General features: G+C 62.7%; 15 protein-coding genes, 1 tRNA gene and 1 riboswitch. Of the genes, 11 read left to right on the forward strand and 5 right to left on the reverse strand.

The features are described from left to right. The first annotated feature begins 97 nt into the window (after positions 1-97). The 3 genes from K0P03_RS00545 to K0P03_RS00555 all read left to right on the forward strand — a co-directional run bounded on the left by K0P03_RS00545 (position 98) and on the right by K0P03_RS00555 (position 3,474). Positions 98-1,288 (forward strand): aspartate aminotransferase family protein, encoded by a 1,191-nt coding sequence (locus K0P03_RS00545; RefSeq protein ID WP_023517494.1) that lies wholly within the window; start codon positions 98-100, stop codon positions 1,286-1,288. A gap of 79 nt (positions 1,289-1,367) precedes the next feature. After that, positions 1,368-2,279 (forward strand): ornithine carbamoyltransferase, encoded by a 912-nt coding sequence (gene argF / locus K0P03_RS00550; protein ID WP_024270207.1) that lies wholly within the window; start codon positions 1,368-1,370, stop codon positions 2,277-2,279. 202 nt (positions 2,280-2,481) lie between these two features. Next, positions 2,482-3,474 carry an Hsp33 family molecular chaperone gene (locus K0P03_RS00555; RefSeq protein ID WP_272790429.1) on the forward strand — a complete coding sequence of 331 codons (993 nt, stop codon included), beginning with the start codon at positions 2,482-2,484 and terminating at the stop codon, positions 3,472-3,474. Positions 3,475-3,491: 17 nt separating this feature from the next. Here K0P03_RS00555 and apaG read toward each other — a convergent pair whose 3' ends face one another. Both apaG and K0P03_RS00565 read right to left on the reverse strand, forming a co-directional pair. Further along, positions 3,492-3,884, reverse strand: a complete 393-nt coding sequence (gene apaG, locus K0P03_RS00560) for a Co2+/Mg2+ efflux protein ApaG (protein WP_023516605.1) — start codon at positions 3,882-3,884, stop codon at positions 3,492-3,494. 126 nt (positions 3,885-4,010) lie between these two features. Beyond that, a complete protein-coding gene (locus K0P03_RS00565) occupies positions 4,011-5,195 on the reverse strand; it encodes an O-succinylhomoserine sulfhydrylase (protein ID WP_272788607.1) in 1,185 nt (394 codons plus the stop codon). Positions 5,196-5,238: 43 nt separating this feature from the next. Next, a riboswitch (SAM riboswitch) is annotated at positions 5,239-5,317 on the reverse strand. Between the two features lie 162 nt (positions 5,318-5,479). Here K0P03_RS00565 and K0P03_RS00570 point away from each other — a divergent pair. The 7 genes from K0P03_RS00570 (at position 5,480) to K0P03_RS00600 (ending at position 13,762) form a co-directional block, all read left to right on the forward strand. Next, on the forward strand, positions 5,480-6,589 hold the full coding sequence (locus K0P03_RS00570; RefSeq protein ID WP_272788608.1) for a 2'-deoxycytidine 5'-triphosphate deaminase: 1,110 nt from the start codon (positions 5,480-5,482) through the stop codon (positions 6,587-6,589). Positions 6,590-6,775: 186 nt separating this feature from the next. Next, positions 6,776-7,918, forward strand: coding sequence for an ABC transporter ATP-binding protein (locus tag K0P03_RS00575; RefSeq protein ID WP_050742602.1), 1,143 nt, complete (start codon positions 6,776-6,778; stop codon positions 7,916-7,918). Between the two features lie 21 nt (positions 7,919-7,939). Then, positions 7,940-9,172 carry an ABC transporter substrate-binding protein gene (locus K0P03_RS00580; protein ID WP_272788609.1) on the forward strand — a complete coding sequence of 411 codons (1,233 nt, stop codon included), beginning with the start codon at positions 7,940-7,942 and terminating at the stop codon, positions 9,170-9,172. Between the two features lie 91 nt (positions 9,173-9,263). Beyond that, entirely contained in the window at positions 9,264-10,208 is a 945-nt protein-coding gene (locus K0P03_RS00585) for a carbohydrate ABC transporter permease (protein WP_272788610.1), read from the forward strand. Continuing rightward, the gene (locus K0P03_RS00590) at positions 10,201-11,013 is read left to right on the forward strand and encodes a carbohydrate ABC transporter permease (RefSeq protein ID WP_024270204.1); all 813 of its coding nucleotides are present in this window, start codon (positions 10,201-10,203) and stop codon (positions 11,011-11,013) included. The genes K0P03_RS00585 and K0P03_RS00590 overlap by 8 nt, the downstream gene beginning before the upstream one ends. Positions 11,014-11,015: 2 nt before the next feature. Further along, positions 11,016-12,716 carry an amylo-alpha-1,6-glucosidase gene (locus tag K0P03_RS00595; RefSeq protein ID WP_272788611.1) on the forward strand — a complete coding sequence of 567 codons (1,701 nt, stop codon included), beginning with the start codon at positions 11,016-11,018 and terminating at the stop codon, positions 12,714-12,716. A 14-nt stretch (positions 12,717-12,730) separates the two neighbouring features. Next, positions 12,731-13,762 (forward strand): LacI family DNA-binding transcriptional regulator, encoded by a 1,032-nt coding sequence (locus K0P03_RS00600; RefSeq protein ID WP_130516443.1) that lies wholly within the window; start codon positions 12,731-12,733, stop codon positions 13,760-13,762. On the opposite strand, the gene K0P03_RS00605 is transcribed toward K0P03_RS00600, so the two are convergent. Further along, positions 13,759-15,228 (reverse strand): MJ1477/TM1410 family putative glycoside hydrolase, encoded by a 1,470-nt coding sequence (locus K0P03_RS00605; RefSeq protein WP_272788612.1) that lies wholly within the window; start codon positions 15,226-15,228, stop codon positions 13,759-13,761. The genes K0P03_RS00600 and K0P03_RS00605 overlap by 4 nt on opposite strands. Positions 15,229-15,406: 178 nt before the next feature. Here K0P03_RS00605 and K0P03_RS00610 point away from each other — a divergent pair. Then, positions 15,407-15,480, forward strand: a tRNA-Gly gene (locus K0P03_RS00610). 29 nt (positions 15,481-15,509) lie between these two features. Here the strand turns inward: K0P03_RS00610 and K0P03_RS00615 are convergent. Continuing rightward, positions 15,510-16,580: a tyrosine-type recombinase/integrase gene (locus tag K0P03_RS00615; RefSeq protein ID WP_272788613.1), complete on the reverse strand. Its 1,071-nt coding sequence runs from the start codon at positions 16,578-16,580 to the stop codon at positions 15,510-15,512. Next, the gene (locus K0P03_RS00620; protein ID WP_272788614.1) at positions 16,567-16,773 is read right to left on the reverse strand and encodes a hypothetical protein; all 207 of its coding nucleotides are present in this window, start codon (positions 16,771-16,773) and stop codon (positions 16,567-16,569) included. Before K0P03_RS00620 ends, K0P03_RS00615 begins: the two co-directional genes overlap by 14 nt. Between the last annotated feature and the right edge of the window lie 27 nt (positions 16,774-16,800).

Genomic DNA, 16,800 nt, shown 5'->3' on the forward strand with positions numbered 1-16,800 from the left:
CGGCATGCCGCCGAAAGGCGGCTTTTGGTTTTTCTGAGGCTTGGAAAAGTCAAGTTGCATTTCTGTTTTTCCGCATCTCTTTTCGGAGGATCCACGCATGGCCGATGTCGCGCCGCTCTATGAAACCTACATGCGTGCGCCGCTCCGGTTCACGCGCGGGGAGGGCGTGTGGCTGACCACCGAAGATGGCGAGCGATATCTCGATTTTGCCGCCGGTGTTGCCGTCAACTCGCTCGGCCATGCGCATCCTCATCTCGTCGCCGCGCTGAAGGAGCAGGCCGACAAGGTCTGGCACCTGTCGAACCTCTATGAGGTTCCGGGCCAGGAAAGCCTCGGCAGCCGGCTGACGCAGGCCACGTTCGCCGACAAGGTGTTCTTCACCAATTCAGGTGCAGAGGCGCTGGAATGTGCGATCAAGACCGCCCGGCGCTACCATTTTGCCAAGGGCCATCCCGGCAAGTACCACATCATCACCTTCGAGGGTGCCTTCCACGGGCGCACGATCGCGACGATCGCCGCCGGCGGTCAGGAAAAATACATCGAGGGCTTCGGCCCCAAGGCGCCGGGCTTTCTCAAGGTCCCCTTCGGCGACATCACGGCCGTCAAGGACGCGATCACCGAGGAAACGGCCGGTATCCTGATCGAGCCGGTGCAGGGCGAGGGCGGGCTGCGCCCGGTGTCGAAGGAGTTCATGCAGGAGCTGCGCCAGCTCTGTGACGAATACGGCCTGCTGCTCATCCTCGATGAGGTGCAGACCGGCGTCGGTCGCACGGGGCGGCTCTTCGCTCACGAATGGGCAGGGGTCGCGCCTGACATCATGGCGATTGCCAAGGGTATCGGCGGCGGTTTCCCGCTCGGTGCCTGCCTTGCCACGAACGAGGCGGCGGCCGGCATGGTTGCCGGTACGCACGGCTCTACCTATGGCGGCAACCCGCTTGCCATGGCCGTCGGCAACGCCGTGTTGGACGTGGTGCTGGAAGACGGCTTTCTCGAGCATGTGCGTGATGTCGCGCTCGTCTTCCGCCAGGGGCTGGCCGCGCTGAAGGATCGCTTCCCCGATGTCATCGAGGATGTCCGCGGCGAGGGCCTGATGCTCGGCATCAAGGCAAAAATCCCGGTCGCCGATCTCCTGAAGGGCGTGCGGGCGGAAAACCTGCTTGCCGTGCCGGCCGGCGACAATGTGCTGCGACTGCTGCCGCCGTTGACCGTGACCGCGGAGGAAGCGCGCGAGGGGCTTGCCCGCATCGAGCGCGCTGCGGAAAAACTCACGGCTGCCAAGGCCGCATAGGCCTGCAGCGCCGTGCGTCGTGATGGCGCGCCAGGGGCGCTGCAGCCACAAAAGGATCCCGGGACAGACAGGACATATCATGGCCAAGCATTTTCTCGATCTTTCCGCCGTTTCGGAAAGCGATCTTCGCGTCATCATGGACGATGCGCACACGCGCAAGGCTGCCAGCAAGGCTGGCACGGAAGCCAAGCCGCTTGCCGGCAAGATGCTTGCGATGATCTTCGAGAAGCCCTCCACGCGAACCCGCGTCTCCTTTGACGTCGGCATGCGTCAGCTCGGCGGCGAGACGCTGTTCCTGTCGGGTACGGAAATGCAGCTTGGCCGCGCCGAGACGATCGGCGACACGGCGAAGGTCCTGTCGCGCTATGTCGATGCCATCATGATCCGCACGACGGACCATGCACGCATGCTGGAGCTTGCCGAACACGCCACCGTGCCCGTCATCAACGCGCTGACGGACATGACGCATCCCTGCCAGATCATGGCCGACATCATGACCTTCGAGGAGCATCGCGGCTCCACCAAGGGCAAGACCTTCGCCTGGACGGGGGACGGCAACAATGTACTGCATTCCTTTGTCGAGGGTTCCGCCCGCTTCGGCTACAAGATGAAGATGGCCGTGCCGATGGGCTCCGAGCCGGACGACAAGATCCTGAACTGGGCGCGCGACAATGGCGGCGACATCCTGCTCGGCCATGATCCCGAGGCGATCGTCGACGGCGTCGACCTCGTCGTCACCGACTGCTGGGTGTCGATGAACCAGGAGCATCGCGCCCGTGGCCACAACATCTTCCAGCCCTACCAGGTCAACAAGCAGCTGATGGAGCGCGCCGGCAAGGATGCGCTCTTCATGCACTGCCTGCCCGCCCACCGCGGCGAAGAGGTGACCGACGAGGTGATCGACGGCCCGCAGTCCGTGGTCTTCGACGAGGCGGAAAACCGCCTCCATGCGCAGAAGTCGATCCTCGCCTGGTGCTTCGGCGTCGTCTGACGCTCATCTTGAAAAATGCCGCCAGCGGCACGATCTAGGGGCCATCACGGAGCGTCGCGAGGCGCTTTCTCTGGCGCATGCCTGCCCGGTGTGGAATGATCGGGCAAGAGCGAGCGCGATATCACGGTAGAACGCCTGTCGGCAGCAGGCCGGGCCCATGGCCTCGGCGGGGCCGAAGCGTGCAAGGAGCAGAATGATGATGATGGCTGAAAATGCCCTGAAACTCGGTGAGCCCGGTTTTACCGGCGATGACCATGTCCTGCCGTTCCAGGTGGATGGCCTTGATGTGCGCGGCCGCGCCGTGCAGCTTGGCCCGATGCTCGACGGCATTCTCGGTCGGCACGACTATCCCGCGCCCGTCGCCCGGCTGCTTGCCGAGGCGATCACGCTCACCGTGCTGCTCGGCACCTCGCTGAAATTCGAGGGCAAGCTGATCGTCCAGACGAAGGGCGACGGCCCTGTCGATCTGCTGGTGGCCGATTTCTCCGCTCCGGAAAATGTCCGCGCCTACGCCCGCTTCGACCAGGCGGCGCTTGACGCTGCGATTGCCGCCGGTGCAACGGAGCCGCATGAGCTTCTCGGCAAGGGTATTCTCGCCTTCACCATCGACCAGGGCGCGCATACCCAGCGTTACCAGGGCATCGTGCCGCTCGACGGACATACGCTGGAGGAGATCGCCGGCGTCTATTTCCGCCAGTCGGAGCAGATTCCGACCAAGGTGCGCCTCGGCGTTGCCGAACTCTACGACCGCGATGCCGCTGGCAAGGCGCGCCATCGCTGGCGAGCGGGCGGCATGGTCGCGCAGTTCCTGCCTCAGGCGCCGGAGCGCATGCGCCAGGCCGATCTTCCGGGCGGCGACGGCGAGGAGGCCGGGCACAAGATCGCCGATGACGACAACTGGGCCGAAGCCAAGGCCATGGTCGAAACGATCGACGCAGACGAGCTGACAGATCCCACTGTCGGCACCGAACGGCTGCTGTTCCGCCTTTTCCACGAGCGGGGCGTGCGCGTCTACCAGCCGCAGCAGGTCTTCGACCGCTGCTCCTGTTCGCGCGAGAAGCTGAAGGGTGTTCTGGCCGGTCTCAGTGCCGAGGAAATCGCGCATACCGCCGACGACAAGGGCGAGATCGCGGTCACCTGTGAGTTCTGCTCGACGACCTACCGCTTCGAGGCGGCGGAAGTCCTGCCGCAGTAGGGGGATTTTCTCCGCCCTCAGTTGAGGGTACGCGCCTGCCCTGGCGTATCCAGTGAAAAGGCGGGAATGGCGACGTCGAAGGCTTCGCCGTTCTCCGCTTCCATACGGTAGCGGCCGAACATGATGCCCGAGGGCGTTTCGAGCGGGCAGCCGGAAGAGTACTCGTAAGTATCGCCGGGGCGCAGCACCGGCTGCTCGCCGATGACGCCGGGGCCGTTCACTTCATCGACCTGGCCGTTCTGGTCGGTAATGTGCCAGTAGCGTGTCATCAGCCTGACGGCGACGTCGGAATGGTTTGCGATGACCACCCGGTATCCCCACACATAGCGGCTGTCGTCGGGGTCGGACTGGTCGGCCAGGTAATACGGCTCTACGGTCACTTCGATGTCGCGGGTCAGCGCACGATACATAGGCAAGCCTTGAACTGATTAGCTTCTGCTATTCTACACGAATGTGGTTTCGTCAAGGATAAGCAGAGAAAGCACCGGCCTCCTCGGCCGGTGCTTCCGTATTTGTCCATCGCTCTGGCGAAGGGCTCAGGCCTTGACCCTGGAAAGTGCCCGCGCGAAATCCTCGAGCAGGTCTTCGCTGTCCTCGATACCCGCCGAAAGGCGCACCGTGCCGGCCGAAATGCCGAGCTCGGCGCGCGCCTCGTCGGTGAGGTTCTTGTGCGTCGTCGTCGCCGGATGGGTGATGAGGCTCTTGGCGTCGCCAAGATTGTTGGAGATCTTTACGACCTCCAGCGCGTCCTGCAGTGCGAAGGCCGCGTCCTTGCCGCCCTTCAACTCGAAGCAGACGAGCGTCGAGCCGCCCGTCATCTGCTTGGCGATGATGTCGGCCTGCGGATGGTCCCTGCGGCCCGGATAGATCACGCGGGCGACCTGGCTCTGGTCGGCGAGGAAGTCCGCGATGCGGCTCGCATTCTCGGTTTGCTGCTTGACGCGAAGCGGCAGCGTTTCGATGCCCTTCAGAAGCGTCCAGGCATTGAACGGCGACATGGCCGGGCCCGTGTGGCGGAAGTAGTCGTGCAGGTTCTCGTCGATCCACTGCTTGTCCGAAAGCACCACGCCGCCAAGGCAGCGGCCCTGGCCGTCGATATGCTTGGTGGCCGAATAGACGACGACATGCGCGCCGAGCTCCAGCGGCTTCTGGAAGAGCGGTGTCGCAAAGACGTTGTCGACCACGACCTTGGCGCCGATCTGGTTGGCGAGTTTGGCGACGCCCGCAATGTCGATCACTTCGAGCGTCGGGTTGGTCGGGCTTTCGAGGAAGAACACCTTGGTGTTCTTCTGGATGGCCTTTTCCCAGTTGGAAAGGTCGCGGCCGTCGACCAGCGTGCATTCGATGCCGTATTTCGGCGCGAGCGTCTCGACCACCCAGCGGCAGGAGCCGAAGAGCGCACGGGCGGCCACGATATGGTCACCGGCCTTGAGCTGGCAGAGGATTGCGGCGGTAACCGCGGCCATGCCTGACGCGGTGGCGCGCGCATCTTCGGCACCTTCCAGCATGCACATGCGCTTTTCGAACATGTCGTTGGTCGGGCTGCCGTAGCGGGCGTAGATGAAACCGTCGGTTTCGCCCTTGAAGCGGGCTTCGGCCGCCGCCGAGGTGTCGTAGACGAAGCCTTGCGTGAGGAAGATTGCTTCTGCGGTTTCACCGTGCTGGGAGCGGGTGGTTCCGCCGTGAACGAGTTGGGTGGCCGGGCGCCAAGACTTGCTCATGTGATCGTCGCCTTCAAACAAAAAAACCGGCCGCAAAAGCAGGCCGGTTTCGAACCCGGCCTTTTTAGCTACTTGTTTTACGTGGCTGCAAGCCGGCCGGCCAAATCACCACGGGATAATCTGCTAATACTGCGCCCCCGCGCTTGCGTCAATTGGCGGCATTTGGTTTTGTGCGGGCCTTCCGGGTATTGTTCCGAAACGTGGGCATCGGCTTTCGGAAGAAACGATACGAAAAGCAGGCGGCCGGAGCATCTGGCCCGCTGCTGTGACGGGACGGTATGACGATGAGTGGTTCTGCAACGCGCAGCACGGGCATTCTGGCGGACAGCGCCATTCGCGGCTTGTTCGAAAGTGGCCGGCTGAAGAGCGAGGCTGCGCTGGATGACGACCAGATCCAGCCTGCAAGTCTCGACCTGCGGCTCGGCGCAAGGGCTTTTCGCGTCCGGGCGAGTTTCCTGCCGGGGCCGTCCCACCTCGTTGCCGACAAGCTCGACCGGCTGCAGCTGCACGTCATCGACCTCACCGACGGCGCGGTGCTGGAGACGGGTTGCGTCTATATCGTGCCGCTGATGGAAAGCCTCGACCTGCCGGCGGAACTGGCGGCTTCCGCCAATCCGAAGAGCTCCACCGGCCGCCTCGACATCTTCACCCGCGTCATCACCGATCGCGCGCAGGAATTCGACAAGATTCCAGCCGGCTATTCCGGCCCGCTCTATCTCGAGATCTCACCACGCACCTTCCCCATCGTCGTGCGTCGCGGTTCGCGTCTGTCGCAGGTACGCTTTCGCAAGGGCAATGCCCTGCTCGGTGAAAGCGAGCTGCTCGCCCTCCACGGCACGGACACGCTTGTCGCCAGCGAGACGCCGAACGTCTCCGGCGGCGGCATCGCGCTTTCCATCGACCTCAAGGGCACCGGCCCGGACGGGCTCATCGGCTATCGCGGCAAGCACCACACGTCCGTCGTCGATGTCGACCGCAAGAACCAGCATGACATCTTCGATTTCTGGGAGCCGCTGTTCAGCCGCGGCCGCAACGAACTGATCCTCGATCCCGACGAGTTCTATATCCTCGTCTCCCGCGAGGCCGTTCACGTCCCGCCGCTCTATGCCGCCGAAATGACCCCCTTCGATCCGCTCGTCGGCGAATTCCGCGTCCATTATGCCGGCTTCTTCGATCCCGGCTTCGGTCATGCCCCGGCGGGCGGCTCCGGCAGCCGCGCCGTCTTGGAAGTGCGCAGCCATGAAGTGCCCTTCATCCTGGAGCACGGTCAGATCGTCGGCCGCCTCGTCTACGAGCACATGCTGGGTGCGCCCGAAGGCCTCTACGGTTCCGGCCTCGGCTCAAACTATCAGGCGCAGGGCCTGAAGCTGTCGAAGCATTTCCGCGTCGGATAACGCCAATTTCACAAGAGCTTGCGCCGGTCGTATCGTGGCCGGCGCCCTGCCGTGACCATCGGTCCGGCAGGGTGTTTCTCGCATTTCATTTTCTGCTTTACAAATTAAGTTAAACGTTTTTATTATGATATAAACGTTTAACAAGGGCTGGGGAGCCCGGACGTTTCGCCGACAGGGAGGACGCCGTTGGCATCGATCCGCATCGAAAATCTCCGAAAAGGTTTTGGCGCTCTGGAGGTGCTGAAGGGTATCGACCTTGAAATCGCCGATGGTGAATTCGTCTGTTTCCTCGGCCCCTCGGGCTGCGGCAAGAGCACGTTGCTGCGCTCCATTGCCGGTCTCGAGGAGCTGGATGGCGGCGCCATCCGCCTCGGCGAGCGCGATATCACCCATGTGCCTTCCGCCAAGCGCGACATCGCCATGGTTTTCCAGAATTATGCGCTCTACCCGCATATGAACGTGCGGAAAAACCTCTCCTTCGGTCTCGCGCTGAACGGCATGAAGCGTGACGAGATCGACCGCCGCGTCGAAGGCGCCGCGGATATCCTTCGCATCAAGGAGCTGCTGGCCCGCAAGCCGCGCCAGCTCTCCGGCGGTCAGCGCCAGCGTGTCGCCATCGGTCGCGCCATCGTGCGCGAGCCGAAACTCTTCCTGCTCGACGAGCCGCTGTCGAACCTCGATGCGGGCCTGCGCGTCACCATGCGCGTCGAGCTTGCCGCGCTGCATGCCCGTCTCGGCGCAACGATGATCTATGTGACGCATGACCAGGTCGAGGCGATGACGCTCTCCGATCGTGTCGTCGTGCTCGACAAGGGCAAGGTCAGCCAGTTCGGCACGCCTCTGGAGCTGTTTTATCAGCCCGCCAACCTCTTTGTCGCCGGCTTCATCGGCTCGCCGCGCATGAATTTCGTGGAGGCGGAGGTCGCGGGGCAGGAAGGCACGCACATCACGCTGTCGGGCGGCGGCCTGAAGCAGCCGGTCGTCTTCGAAGCCGACGCCACCCCGGCGATTGCCGGCAAGGTCACGCTCGGCATCCGGCCGGACAGGATCGAGATCGTCCCGGCCAGTGAAGGGGAGCTTGCCGGCACTGTGCGCCTCGTCGAGCGGCTCGGTACGGAAAGCCACGTCCATCTGAGCCTCGAGGACGGCCGCGACATGACGGCGGTGGTGCGCGGCACGCATCCGGTCGCCAACGGCGAAACGGTCCATCTCTGCCTGCCGCCGCAGCATTGCTACCTGTTCGACGCGGAAGGCCGGGCAGTGCACCGCCGCCTCGATGCGGAGACCGAGGCGCTCATCGTCAACGAAAAGGGGAAGCGGGTCGCCTGACCTGCCAAAGGAGGAAATGGAATGAGGAAGAACACGACAGTCATCGCCGGTTCGCTGGCTGCCTTCCTGTTGGCGGGCAGCGTGTCGGCGCATGCCGAAGACGTGCTGCGCTTCGCGACCTGGGATTCCGACGAGAGCCTTGCCATCCAGCAGGCCATCGCGAAGAAGTTCGAGGAGAAGCATCCGGGCGTGAAGGTGCAGGTTGAGCCCTATGCCGATGGCTACGACCAGAAGCTCGTCGCTGCCTTCGGCGCGGGCAGCCCGCCCGACGTCATGTATATGTGGAACTTCCCGCAATACTACACGTCGCTGATGCCGCTCGACGATCTGATCGCCAGGGACGCCGCCGAGATCAAGCCGGACGACATTCCGCAAGGTCTGATGAACACGACCCGCGTCGAGGGCAAGACCTATGGCATGCCGGCGGGTTTCACGACCCAGGTCGTGTTCTACAACAAGGACATGTTCAAGGCGGCGGGTGTCGAAGAGCCGAAGGACGGCTGGACCTGGGACGATCTGCGCGCCAAGGCGGCGAAGTTCCGCAACAAGGAGAACAAGGTCTACGGCTTTGCGGTCGACGCGAAGCCGGATCCCTATGATTTCGAACAGTTCCTCTGGTCGAACGGCACGAAGTACATCTCTGACGACGGCAAGACGATCGATGGCAACATGAACAGCGAAGCGGCGGTTCAGGTGCTCGACATGTTCGGCGACATGGCGAAGAAGGAAGAGGCTGCCACGCTGCATGTGGGTGACGACACGTCCGGCGATACGCTCTTCAAGGGTGGCAAGATCGCCATGTTCCAGAGTGCCATGTGGTCGAAGTCGGGTATCGATTCCGCCGGCTTCAGCTACGGTGTCGCGCCGTTGCCAAAATTCGGCGACAAGCCGGCCCATTCGGCGCTCGGTGTTTCGGCCATGTCGATCGCGAAGGATGCCAAGCAGCCGGATCTTGCCTGGGAGTTCGTCAAGTTCTTCTCCTCGCCGGAGGCGGTTGCCATGCGCACCAATGACCTTCCGGTCCGCACCAGCGTGGCGGAAGGGAAGGGCATGACCAAGGACCCGGTCTACAAGCCGTTCTTCGATATCCTCGCGACTTCCAACACCGAGACACACGCCTTCCTGAAGAGCCGGAACTGGGGCAAGGTGCAGGACAACCTCGCCCGCGCCATCGAGGCGACGATGATCGACCAGGGCAACGCCAAGGCGCATCTCGACGACGCCGTGAAGCGCTCGCAACGTTTCCTGAAGTAATCCCGCCTCCTTGCTGTCCCCTTCTCTCTACCGGGAGAAGGGGCAGAAGGCGCCCTTTTCGTTCCAAAGCGAAATCCTGGGGGAGTGAAACGTGACCATTGCTACAACCGTACCCGAGGTCGTGCAGAAACGGCGATCCACCTTCTCGCGCCATCTGACGGCCTATCTGTTCATTTCCCCGTGGATCCTGGGTTTTCTGTTTTTTACCCTTGGCCCGCTGCTCTTCTCGCTCACCATGAGTTTTCATGACTGGCCGGTCGTCGGCGAGCGCACCTTCATCGGCTTCGACAACTACCGGACGATGCTGTTCGACGACCCGCAATTCTGGGAAAGCCTCTGGATCACGGTGAAGTTTGCCGCGATCTACGTGCCCTTCAACATCGTCATGTCCTTCCTCGTCGCGCTGATGCTGCATCACGCGACCTTTGCCAGCGGCTTCTTCCGGACGGCCTTCTACCTCCCGAGCGTCATTTCCGGCGTCGCGCTGGTGACGATCTGGAGCTGGATCTACAGTCGCGAATATGGTCTCCTGAACTTCATGCTGTCGCTCGTCGGCGTGGACGGGCCGAACTGGCTCGGCGAACCTGGCCTTGCCATCGTCGCCATCATCATCGCCAGCCTCTGGGGGTTCGGCGGCACCATGCTGATCCTGCTGACGGGCCTGAAGGCCATTCCCAAGGAGCTTTACGAGGCGGCGACCGTCTCCGGCGTGCCGGGCTGGGCACAGATGCTGTTCATCACTTTGCCGATGCTCGGTCCCATGCTGCTCTTCACCTTCATCACCTCGATCATCGCCGCCTTCCAGCAACTGACGATCGCGCTTTTGATGACCAAGGGCGGCCCGCTCGGCTCCACCTATTTCTTCGCCATGTATATCTACGACAACGCCTTCAAGTATTTCGACATGGGCTATGCCGCCGCCGGCTCCTGGGTGATGTTCCTCATCGTGCTGGTGCTGAGCCTGCTCGTCATGCGCTGGTCCTCGGCCTGGGTCTATTACGAGGGCGAAGTGAAGGGAGGCGACCGCGATGCGTAAGACGCTGCTCTACTCCGCGCTGATCCTGCTGTCGGCGCTGTTCATCGCGCCCTTCTACTGGACCTTCATGACGGCCGTCAAAAGTCAGGCGGACCTTTACCAGTTCCCGCCGGTCTTCTGGCCCTCCGAATGGCACTTTGAAAACTTCTTCATCGCCTGGAACAAGCAGCCCTTTGGCACGTACCTCACGAACTCGCTGATCGTCGTCACCTTCTCCACCATCGGCCAGCTCATCTCGTCGTCGCTCGTCGCCTACGGTTTCGCGCGCTTTCGGTTCCCCGGCCGTGATCCGCTGTTCATCCTGCTGCTCGCCACCATGATGATCCCGTGGGATGTGAAGATGATCCCGCTCTACATGGAGTTCAACCTGCTCGGCTGGATCAACACGTTGAAGCCGCTCATCGTGCCCGCCTATTTCGCCGATGCCTTCTTCGTCTTCCTGCTGCGCCAGTACATCATGACGGTACCGGTCGAAATCGACGAGGCCGCGCGCATGGACGGGGCCAATGCCTTCGATATCTATTGGCGCATTCACCTGCCGCTGATGATGCCGGCGCTGGTGTTGGTCGGCACGTTCCACTTCATGAATGCCTGGAACGACTATCTCGGCCCGCTGATCTTCCTAAACGACCAGTCCATGTACACGCTCACCCTCGGCCTCTCCATGTTCAAGGGCCTGCATGAGGTGGACGTGACATCGATCGCGGCGATCACCGTCGTGCTCTGCCTGCCGCCGCTCGCCCTGTTCTTCCTGGCGCAGCGCTACATCATGGACGGCGCCGTCGGCTCCTCGGTCAAGGGGTGACGATGCTCTTCGACATCGACCATATCCCGTTCAGCCGGAAGGGCCGTTTCCTCACCCTGTCGATGATGGCGGTACCGGGTGGCGAGGGTGAACGTGCCCTTTACCTCCGCTTTGTCACTGGCGGCGACGAGCGTCCCTCGCTCGGCCGCCTCTGCCGGGTGGCGTTTTTCGATGCGGCCGGCAACCCGGCGACGCCGATCTTCGAACTCGCGCCTGAAAAGCTTGTCGCGCGGATCGGCAAAGGCGAAGTCGCCTTCGTCATCGGTGAGGGCGAGCGGCTACACGTCGCCGGCGTCGCGGCCGGTGTGCGCTTCCACCTCGAAGGCTCGCGTTACGATTACGTCTACCGCACGCCGCAGGGCGAACAGTGCCTCGTCGCGGCCGTCGAAAACGTCAAATTCATCCCGCGCACCGTCACGGGTACGCTCGACGTCACCGGCGCCTGGCAGCGCGACCATTCGGAAAAGGTGAGCTTTTCCTTCTCCGGCAAAACCTTCGAGGCCAGCGTCGATTTCTTCCGCACGGTGCCGTGCACGGAGCATCCGGGACGCTATGGGGATGCGCTGGCGGGCGCATCGGCGGATTTTGCCGGCTGGCGCACGCGCATGCCAATAGCCCTCGCCGGGCAGGGGGAGGCGCACCGTCTCGCCAGTTACCTGCTCTGGGCGAATGGCGTGCCGGCCGGCGGCGTGCTGACGCGGCCGGCGATCTACATGTCCAAGAACCACATGATCAACATCTGGAGCTGGGACAACGCCTTTTCCGCGCTCGGCGTCGCGGGAGCCGATGCAAGCCTCGCCTTTGACCAGCTCGCCGTCATCTTCGACCATCAGGATGCCTCCGGCTTGCTGCCCGATTACATCAACGACCGTGACGTGCTCTTCGCCTTCACCAAGCCGCCGGTGCACGGCTGGGCCGTCTCGCTGATCGAGGCCGAACATCCCGGCTTCCTGACGCCCGAACGCAAAACCTATCTCAGGGACAAAATCGGAAAACAGGTCGACTACTGGCTCACCCACGCCCGCGCCGGCGAAGGAAACCTGCCGGGCTATTTCCACGGCAACGATAGCGGCTGGGACAACGCCACCTTCTTCGCCGAGGGCGGCCCCGTCGTCTCTCCCGATCTGCCGACCTTTCTGATCCTCGCCTGCGACACGCTCTCCACCCTTCTGGAAGACGAGCCTGTCCGCGCCGCCGCCTGGCGGGCGAAGGCGGAAGGTTTGAAAAACCTGCTGATCAAAACCCTCTGGACCGGCGAAACGTTTTGCGCCCGGCTCGCCGACGATCCGCAGCGCGTGCTGCCCGACCAGAACCTCATCCAGTTCATGCCGCTTCTCCTCGGCGACCGCCTGCCGCGCGCGATCGTACAAAAACTCCTTGCCCGGCTAACGGACGGTGGTTTCATCACCGAATGGGGGCCGGCGACGGAAAGCCCGAAAAGCCCACTCTACGAGGACGACGGCTATTGGCGCGGCCCCATCTGGGCGCCGACGACGCTGCTCCTCTGGGATGGCCTTCGCCGGCAAGGGGAAATGGAACTCGCGACGACGATCGCGGAAAAGTTCTGTTCTCTTGCCTCCAAAAACGGTATGGCCGAGAACTTCGATGCCCGGTCGGGGAGGGGCTTGCGGGACCGGGCGTTCGCCTGGACATCCGCCGCCTATATTCTCCTCGCCGCCTCCCTCAGCCAGGACCAGCCGTAGCGAGCCGAGACGCGATGCAAAGACCGACGATCAAGACCATCGCGCAGGAAACGGGCCTTTCGATCGCCACCGTATCGAAGGCGCTGAACGACAGCCCGCAGGTGCGGCCGGAAACCCGCGCCATCGTCGTCGCCGCCGCCGAGCGCGTCGGCTACCAGCTCAACATGCATGGCGTGCAGCTGCGCACCGGAAAGACCTACCAGGTCGCCGCCATCATGACCGCGCCCGGCCCCAAGCAGAACGAATGGGAAGGCGTCGAATACGCCCAGCTCCTCAGCGGCATCTCCTGGGCGCTGGAGGAAAGCCCCTACCGCGTCTCGCTCTATGCCGTGCGCAATTTCGAGGAAAGCCTTGCGACCATCCAGCAGATCGTCTCGCTGAAGAAGGCCGACGGCATCATCGTCTCCGGTACTCGCGCCGACGACCCGCGCGTGCGCATCATGCAGGATGCGGATTTCCCCTTCGTCACCTACGGCACGACGATCCGCAACGCGCCGCATGCCTATGTCGACGCCGACAACGAGCAGATGATCCGCCACTCCGTCGCGCGTCTTGCCGAGCGCGGCCACCGCCGCATTGCGCTGATCAACCCGATGGCCGAACTCAGCTACGCGATGACGCGCCTGCAAGCCTATCGTCAGGCGCTGGAAACCGCCGGCCTCGCCTTCGATCCCGCGCTCATCGCGCACGGCCACCTGACCCCCGCCTTCGGCCGCGAGAACGTGCTGCACATGTCCGAGCTGGCGGACCCGCCGACCGCCTATATCTGCGCCAACGAAGCCTCCGCCCTCGGCGCCTTTTCCGGTTTCCACGCGCGCGGCCTCGTGCACGGCCGCGATGCCGTCATCAACGCGACCGACGACCTCAATGTCAGCCAGTATTTCGCGCCGCCGATCACCACCTACTTCCTGCCGATCCACGAGCCGAGCGAAATGCTCGGCAACTACATCCTGCGCCGCATGGAGGGCGAAGCGCCCGAGGCGCTGCAGACCCTCATCATGCCGAAACTGATCGAGCGTTCGGACGACCGGCTGGCAAAGGGTTAGAGGATGAAATCGCCCTTCGCGAAGGCGAGGGTGGCATTGAACCGGATGGAAAAGTCCGCCTTGCCGTCTCCATCAACATCGCCGGAGAGAAAGGTGTCGCCGCCCTTCGCCTCATAGCGCAACTCGCCCGCCTTCTTGTGGAACGCCTGCGCGCCGATGAAGGCAAACGCCTGGTCGCTGCCGGATTTCGTGTTGGCATCGATAGCCTTCAGGTCGATCCTGTCGCCGTCCTTCCGGGAAAAATCGAGGACGGTATCGCGCCCGGAGGCGGCGACCGTCGTCTCCTTGATGGACTTGAAGACGAAAATATCGGCCCCGGCACCACCCTTGAGCTGGTCCGCGCCAGCCCCACCCGTCAGCGTGTCCCTGCCTGCACCGCCATAGAGCGAGTCGTTTCCGGTCCGGCCGTCGATCCTGTCGTCGCCCGCCAGCGCATGGATCGTGTCTGCGAGCTTGGAGCCGCGCAGCACATCGGCCTTCGCCGAGGGTTTGATGTAGGCCGGGTCGCCGTCATGGGTGCCGACCAGCCGGTCGAGATCGCGATCGGGCGAGGCGAAGGGAATGAAGCCATCCTCCAGCGCCAGTTTGTTGAAGTCGGCGACCCGCTTTTCGCCGTTGATGTAATCGACGACGAAGACCGGCTTGCCCTTGTCGAGAAAATCGCGTTTGAGGATCGCGATGGTCTCCTCGTCCGGACGGAGCGTATTGTTCTCGTCCTTGTCGCCGCGAAAGTAGAGGTCCTCCACCGCAATGCCGCCGATGGCGTCGAGATAGGCTTTTTTGCGCGCAGTGTCGGACCCGAGATCGTTGAGGATCCAGGCGCCGTTCTGCGGGATCACGAAGAAATCGGGATTCGTCTCGCGCGCGTGGTCTGTCAGCGCGACGATGAAATCCACCATGCGTTGCGCCGCCTGCTTGACGGTCTTCGGATCGCCCGCTTCGCGGTCCTTGGCCGAGACTTCCGCACCCCAGAAATAATAGCCGTCGACGATATCGAGATAGGCCGCGTCGAAGCCGGCCTTGACGATGGCGTCCACCTCGCCGGTCTTCTTGTCGTTGAAGATGATCTTCTGCCAGTCGCTATCCCAGTAGCGGACCTTGCGGCTTTCCGGCCAGTCCGGATTGACCGGTCCCAGCCAGTCGGGTGCCTTGTCGGTCAGTTTGCCCGTTGCGATGCCCGTGGTCGTCCAGCCGTCACGCCAGTAGTCGCGGAAATCGGAGGCTTCGCCGATCGAGGTATAGGAGACGACGACGGAGCGCCCGCCCATGCCGTCCTTCATCCGGGTGAGGTCGTCGGCGGAAAACCGTCCGGCATCGGTTCCGTCGCGCGAGGCATCCATTACCAGGAGGTCGTGCGTTGCCGAAGCGAGCAGGGTGGGGTCGAGGGCATTGCCGTTCAGCCCCTGCAATTCGTAGCCCCAGTTGTCGACCGAGACGGTTCCGGTGGAGGTCTTGAACTTGATCATCGTGTCCTGTCTTGTCGCGGTGGGCGGGTCGCCGCGGCACCCTAACACAGGCTGGTTGGAGCGATAGCGGCCCGGCATCGCGGCGCAGCATGAAATCGGCCGGCTGGCCGACGCTTCTCCGCACCCTCGCTTGACACGTCCGGCGAACTGTTGAATGACTGCGCCGTCGCGCTGCCTTGCGGGTATGATGTAATGGTAGCCTGTCAGCTTCCCAAGCTGAACGCGCGGGTTCGATTCCCGCTACCCGCTCCAGCCCGGTTTCTCAGGGCATTGCGCGACATTCATGCAGATCCTTTTTCGTGCGGTTTTACAGCAAGTTTTACAGCTTCTGTTCTGCTTCTGGCCTCGTCGAGTTTTCGGATAACCGCTTCGGTTGCAGCGTTGCGGCCGACGTAGCGACGAATAATCTTGTCGACGTGGTCCTCTTCCCAGCCCAAAATTTCAGCGATGACACGCTTGTCCAGGCCGGCGCTGTAGAATTTCGTTGCCGCCGTTCCGCGGAGATCGTGGAAGTGTAAATCCCGCTCGTCGAGCTTCGCATCCGTCTTGGCTTTATTGAAAACCGATGCAAATCCGTTGACGGTCCAGGGGCGTTTTCGACTATTCGTCAGAACGACGGGTGATTGACGCGGGATCTCTGTGAGAAGCTCGCGCAGCTCGCCATAGATCGGTACAACGACCTCACGGGTGTGCCGGCTTTTGCCCGTCGTCATGATGATCGCGTTCTCGCCGACGTGCGACCAGGACAGCCGAAAGAGATCGCCAGCCCGCAATCCGGTCAAGGCCGCGAGGCGGACGGCGAATTTTGCTTCGGTGGAGCACGCGCTTAGGACTTGTGCCATTTCGTCAGCCTCCCAGATGATGGCGGCGCGGTTGGCGGAGTAGATCCGGCCGATGCCTTCACATGGGTTCGTGCCGATCTTGGCGAGGGGATCGACCGCATAGGAGAGGATGCGCGAAAGAACCTGCATGCCGTAGTCTGCTGCGCGGGGGGTGGCTGCGTATGTCCCGCGCCACTTGCGAATACGAGGCCGGATAGCCTCGGGCTGATCAAAATGCTTGATTCGGAGAAGGCCGAAGTGCTCGTCGATGCGGTCCAGCCAGCCTGACCAGTTTTTCTTGGTGCTATCCGCAAGCTTCTTATATTCGTCGCTGCGCTTGTAGAGTGTGATCAGCGCCGAGAATTTCGTCTCGTCAGGTATCCTGGTGCTCTCGACGGCTTCAGCATAGGCCTTCTGAAATCCGGGCGTGCCTGGTTCTGCATTGATCCGCGGGCCGCCGCGCCATGCGTAATAGTAGGTTTTTCCCTTCGCCTTCACGATATGAAGGCCTTTGTACTCAACTGTAACCATGTTTCCTATCGAACTCCGCGAGTTCACGAGCAAGCGCGGATTCCTCACTGTCGTCAACCTTTGCTGGCGCATGATCTGGCGCTACGCGGAAAATGAAGCCGTTGAATTCGACTTCCGCCCGTACGCCCTCGCGCTTTGCGAAGTCGGCGAGACGCTTCATTTCCGAACGCTTAAGCGGAATCGCTGCTGGCATTGCCGCCCTCCGTGGTTATGGAGACCA

The organism is Shinella sp. HY16 (assembly GCF_028534175.1).
Lineage (GTDB): Bacteria > Pseudomonadota > Alphaproteobacteria > Rhizobiales > Rhizobiaceae > Shinella.

Bases quoted from the DNA above. Each gene is read 5' to 3' on its own strand.
- K0P03_RS00605 (WP_272788612.1), bottom strand. From the start codon at position 15,228: ATGATCAAGTTCAAGACCTCCACCGGAACCGTCTCGGTCGACAACTGG.
- K0P03_RS00545 (WP_023517494.1), top strand. From the start codon at position 98: ATGGCCGATGTCGCGCCGCTCTATGAAACCTACATGCGTGCGCCGCTC.
- K0P03_RS00580 (WP_272788609.1), top strand. From the start codon at position 7,940: ATGAGGAAGAACACGACAGTCATCGCCGGTTCGCTGGCTGCCTTCCTG.
- apaG (WP_023516605.1), bottom strand. From the start codon at position 3,884: ATGTATCGTGCGCTGACCCGCGACATCGAAGTGACCGTAGAGCCGTAT.
- K0P03_RS00595 (WP_272788611.1), top strand. From the start codon at position 11,016: ATGCTCTTCGACATCGACCATATCCCGTTCAGCCGGAAGGGCCGTTTC.
- K0P03_RS00600 (WP_130516443.1), top strand. From the start codon at position 12,731: ATGCAAAGACCGACGATCAAGACCATCGCGCAGGAAACGGGCCTTTCG.
- K0P03_RS00615 (WP_272788613.1), bottom strand. From the start codon at position 16,580: ATGGTTACAGTTGAGTACAAAGGCCTTCATATCGTGAAGGCGAAGGGA.
- K0P03_RS00620 (WP_272788614.1), bottom strand. From the start codon at position 16,773: ATGCCAGCAGCGATTCCGCTTAAGCGTTCGGAAATGAAGCGTCTCGCC.
- K0P03_RS00565 (WP_272788607.1), bottom strand. From the start codon at position 5,195: ATGAGCAAGTCTTGGCGCCCGGCCACCCAACTCGTTCACGGCGGAACC.
- K0P03_RS00555 (WP_272790429.1), top strand. From the start codon at position 2,482: ATGGCTGAAAATGCCCTGAAACTCGGTGAGCCCGGTTTTACCGGCGAT.
- K0P03_RS00590 (WP_024270204.1), top strand. From the start codon at position 10,201: ATGCGTAAGACGCTGCTCTACTCCGCGCTGATCCTGCTGTCGGCGCTG.
- K0P03_RS00570 (WP_272788608.1), top strand. From the start codon at position 5,480: ATGAGTGGTTCTGCAACGCGCAGCACGGGCATTCTGGCGGACAGCGCC.
- argF (WP_024270207.1), top strand. From the start codon at position 1,368: ATGGCCAAGCATTTTCTCGATCTTTCCGCCGTTTCGGAAAGCGATCTT.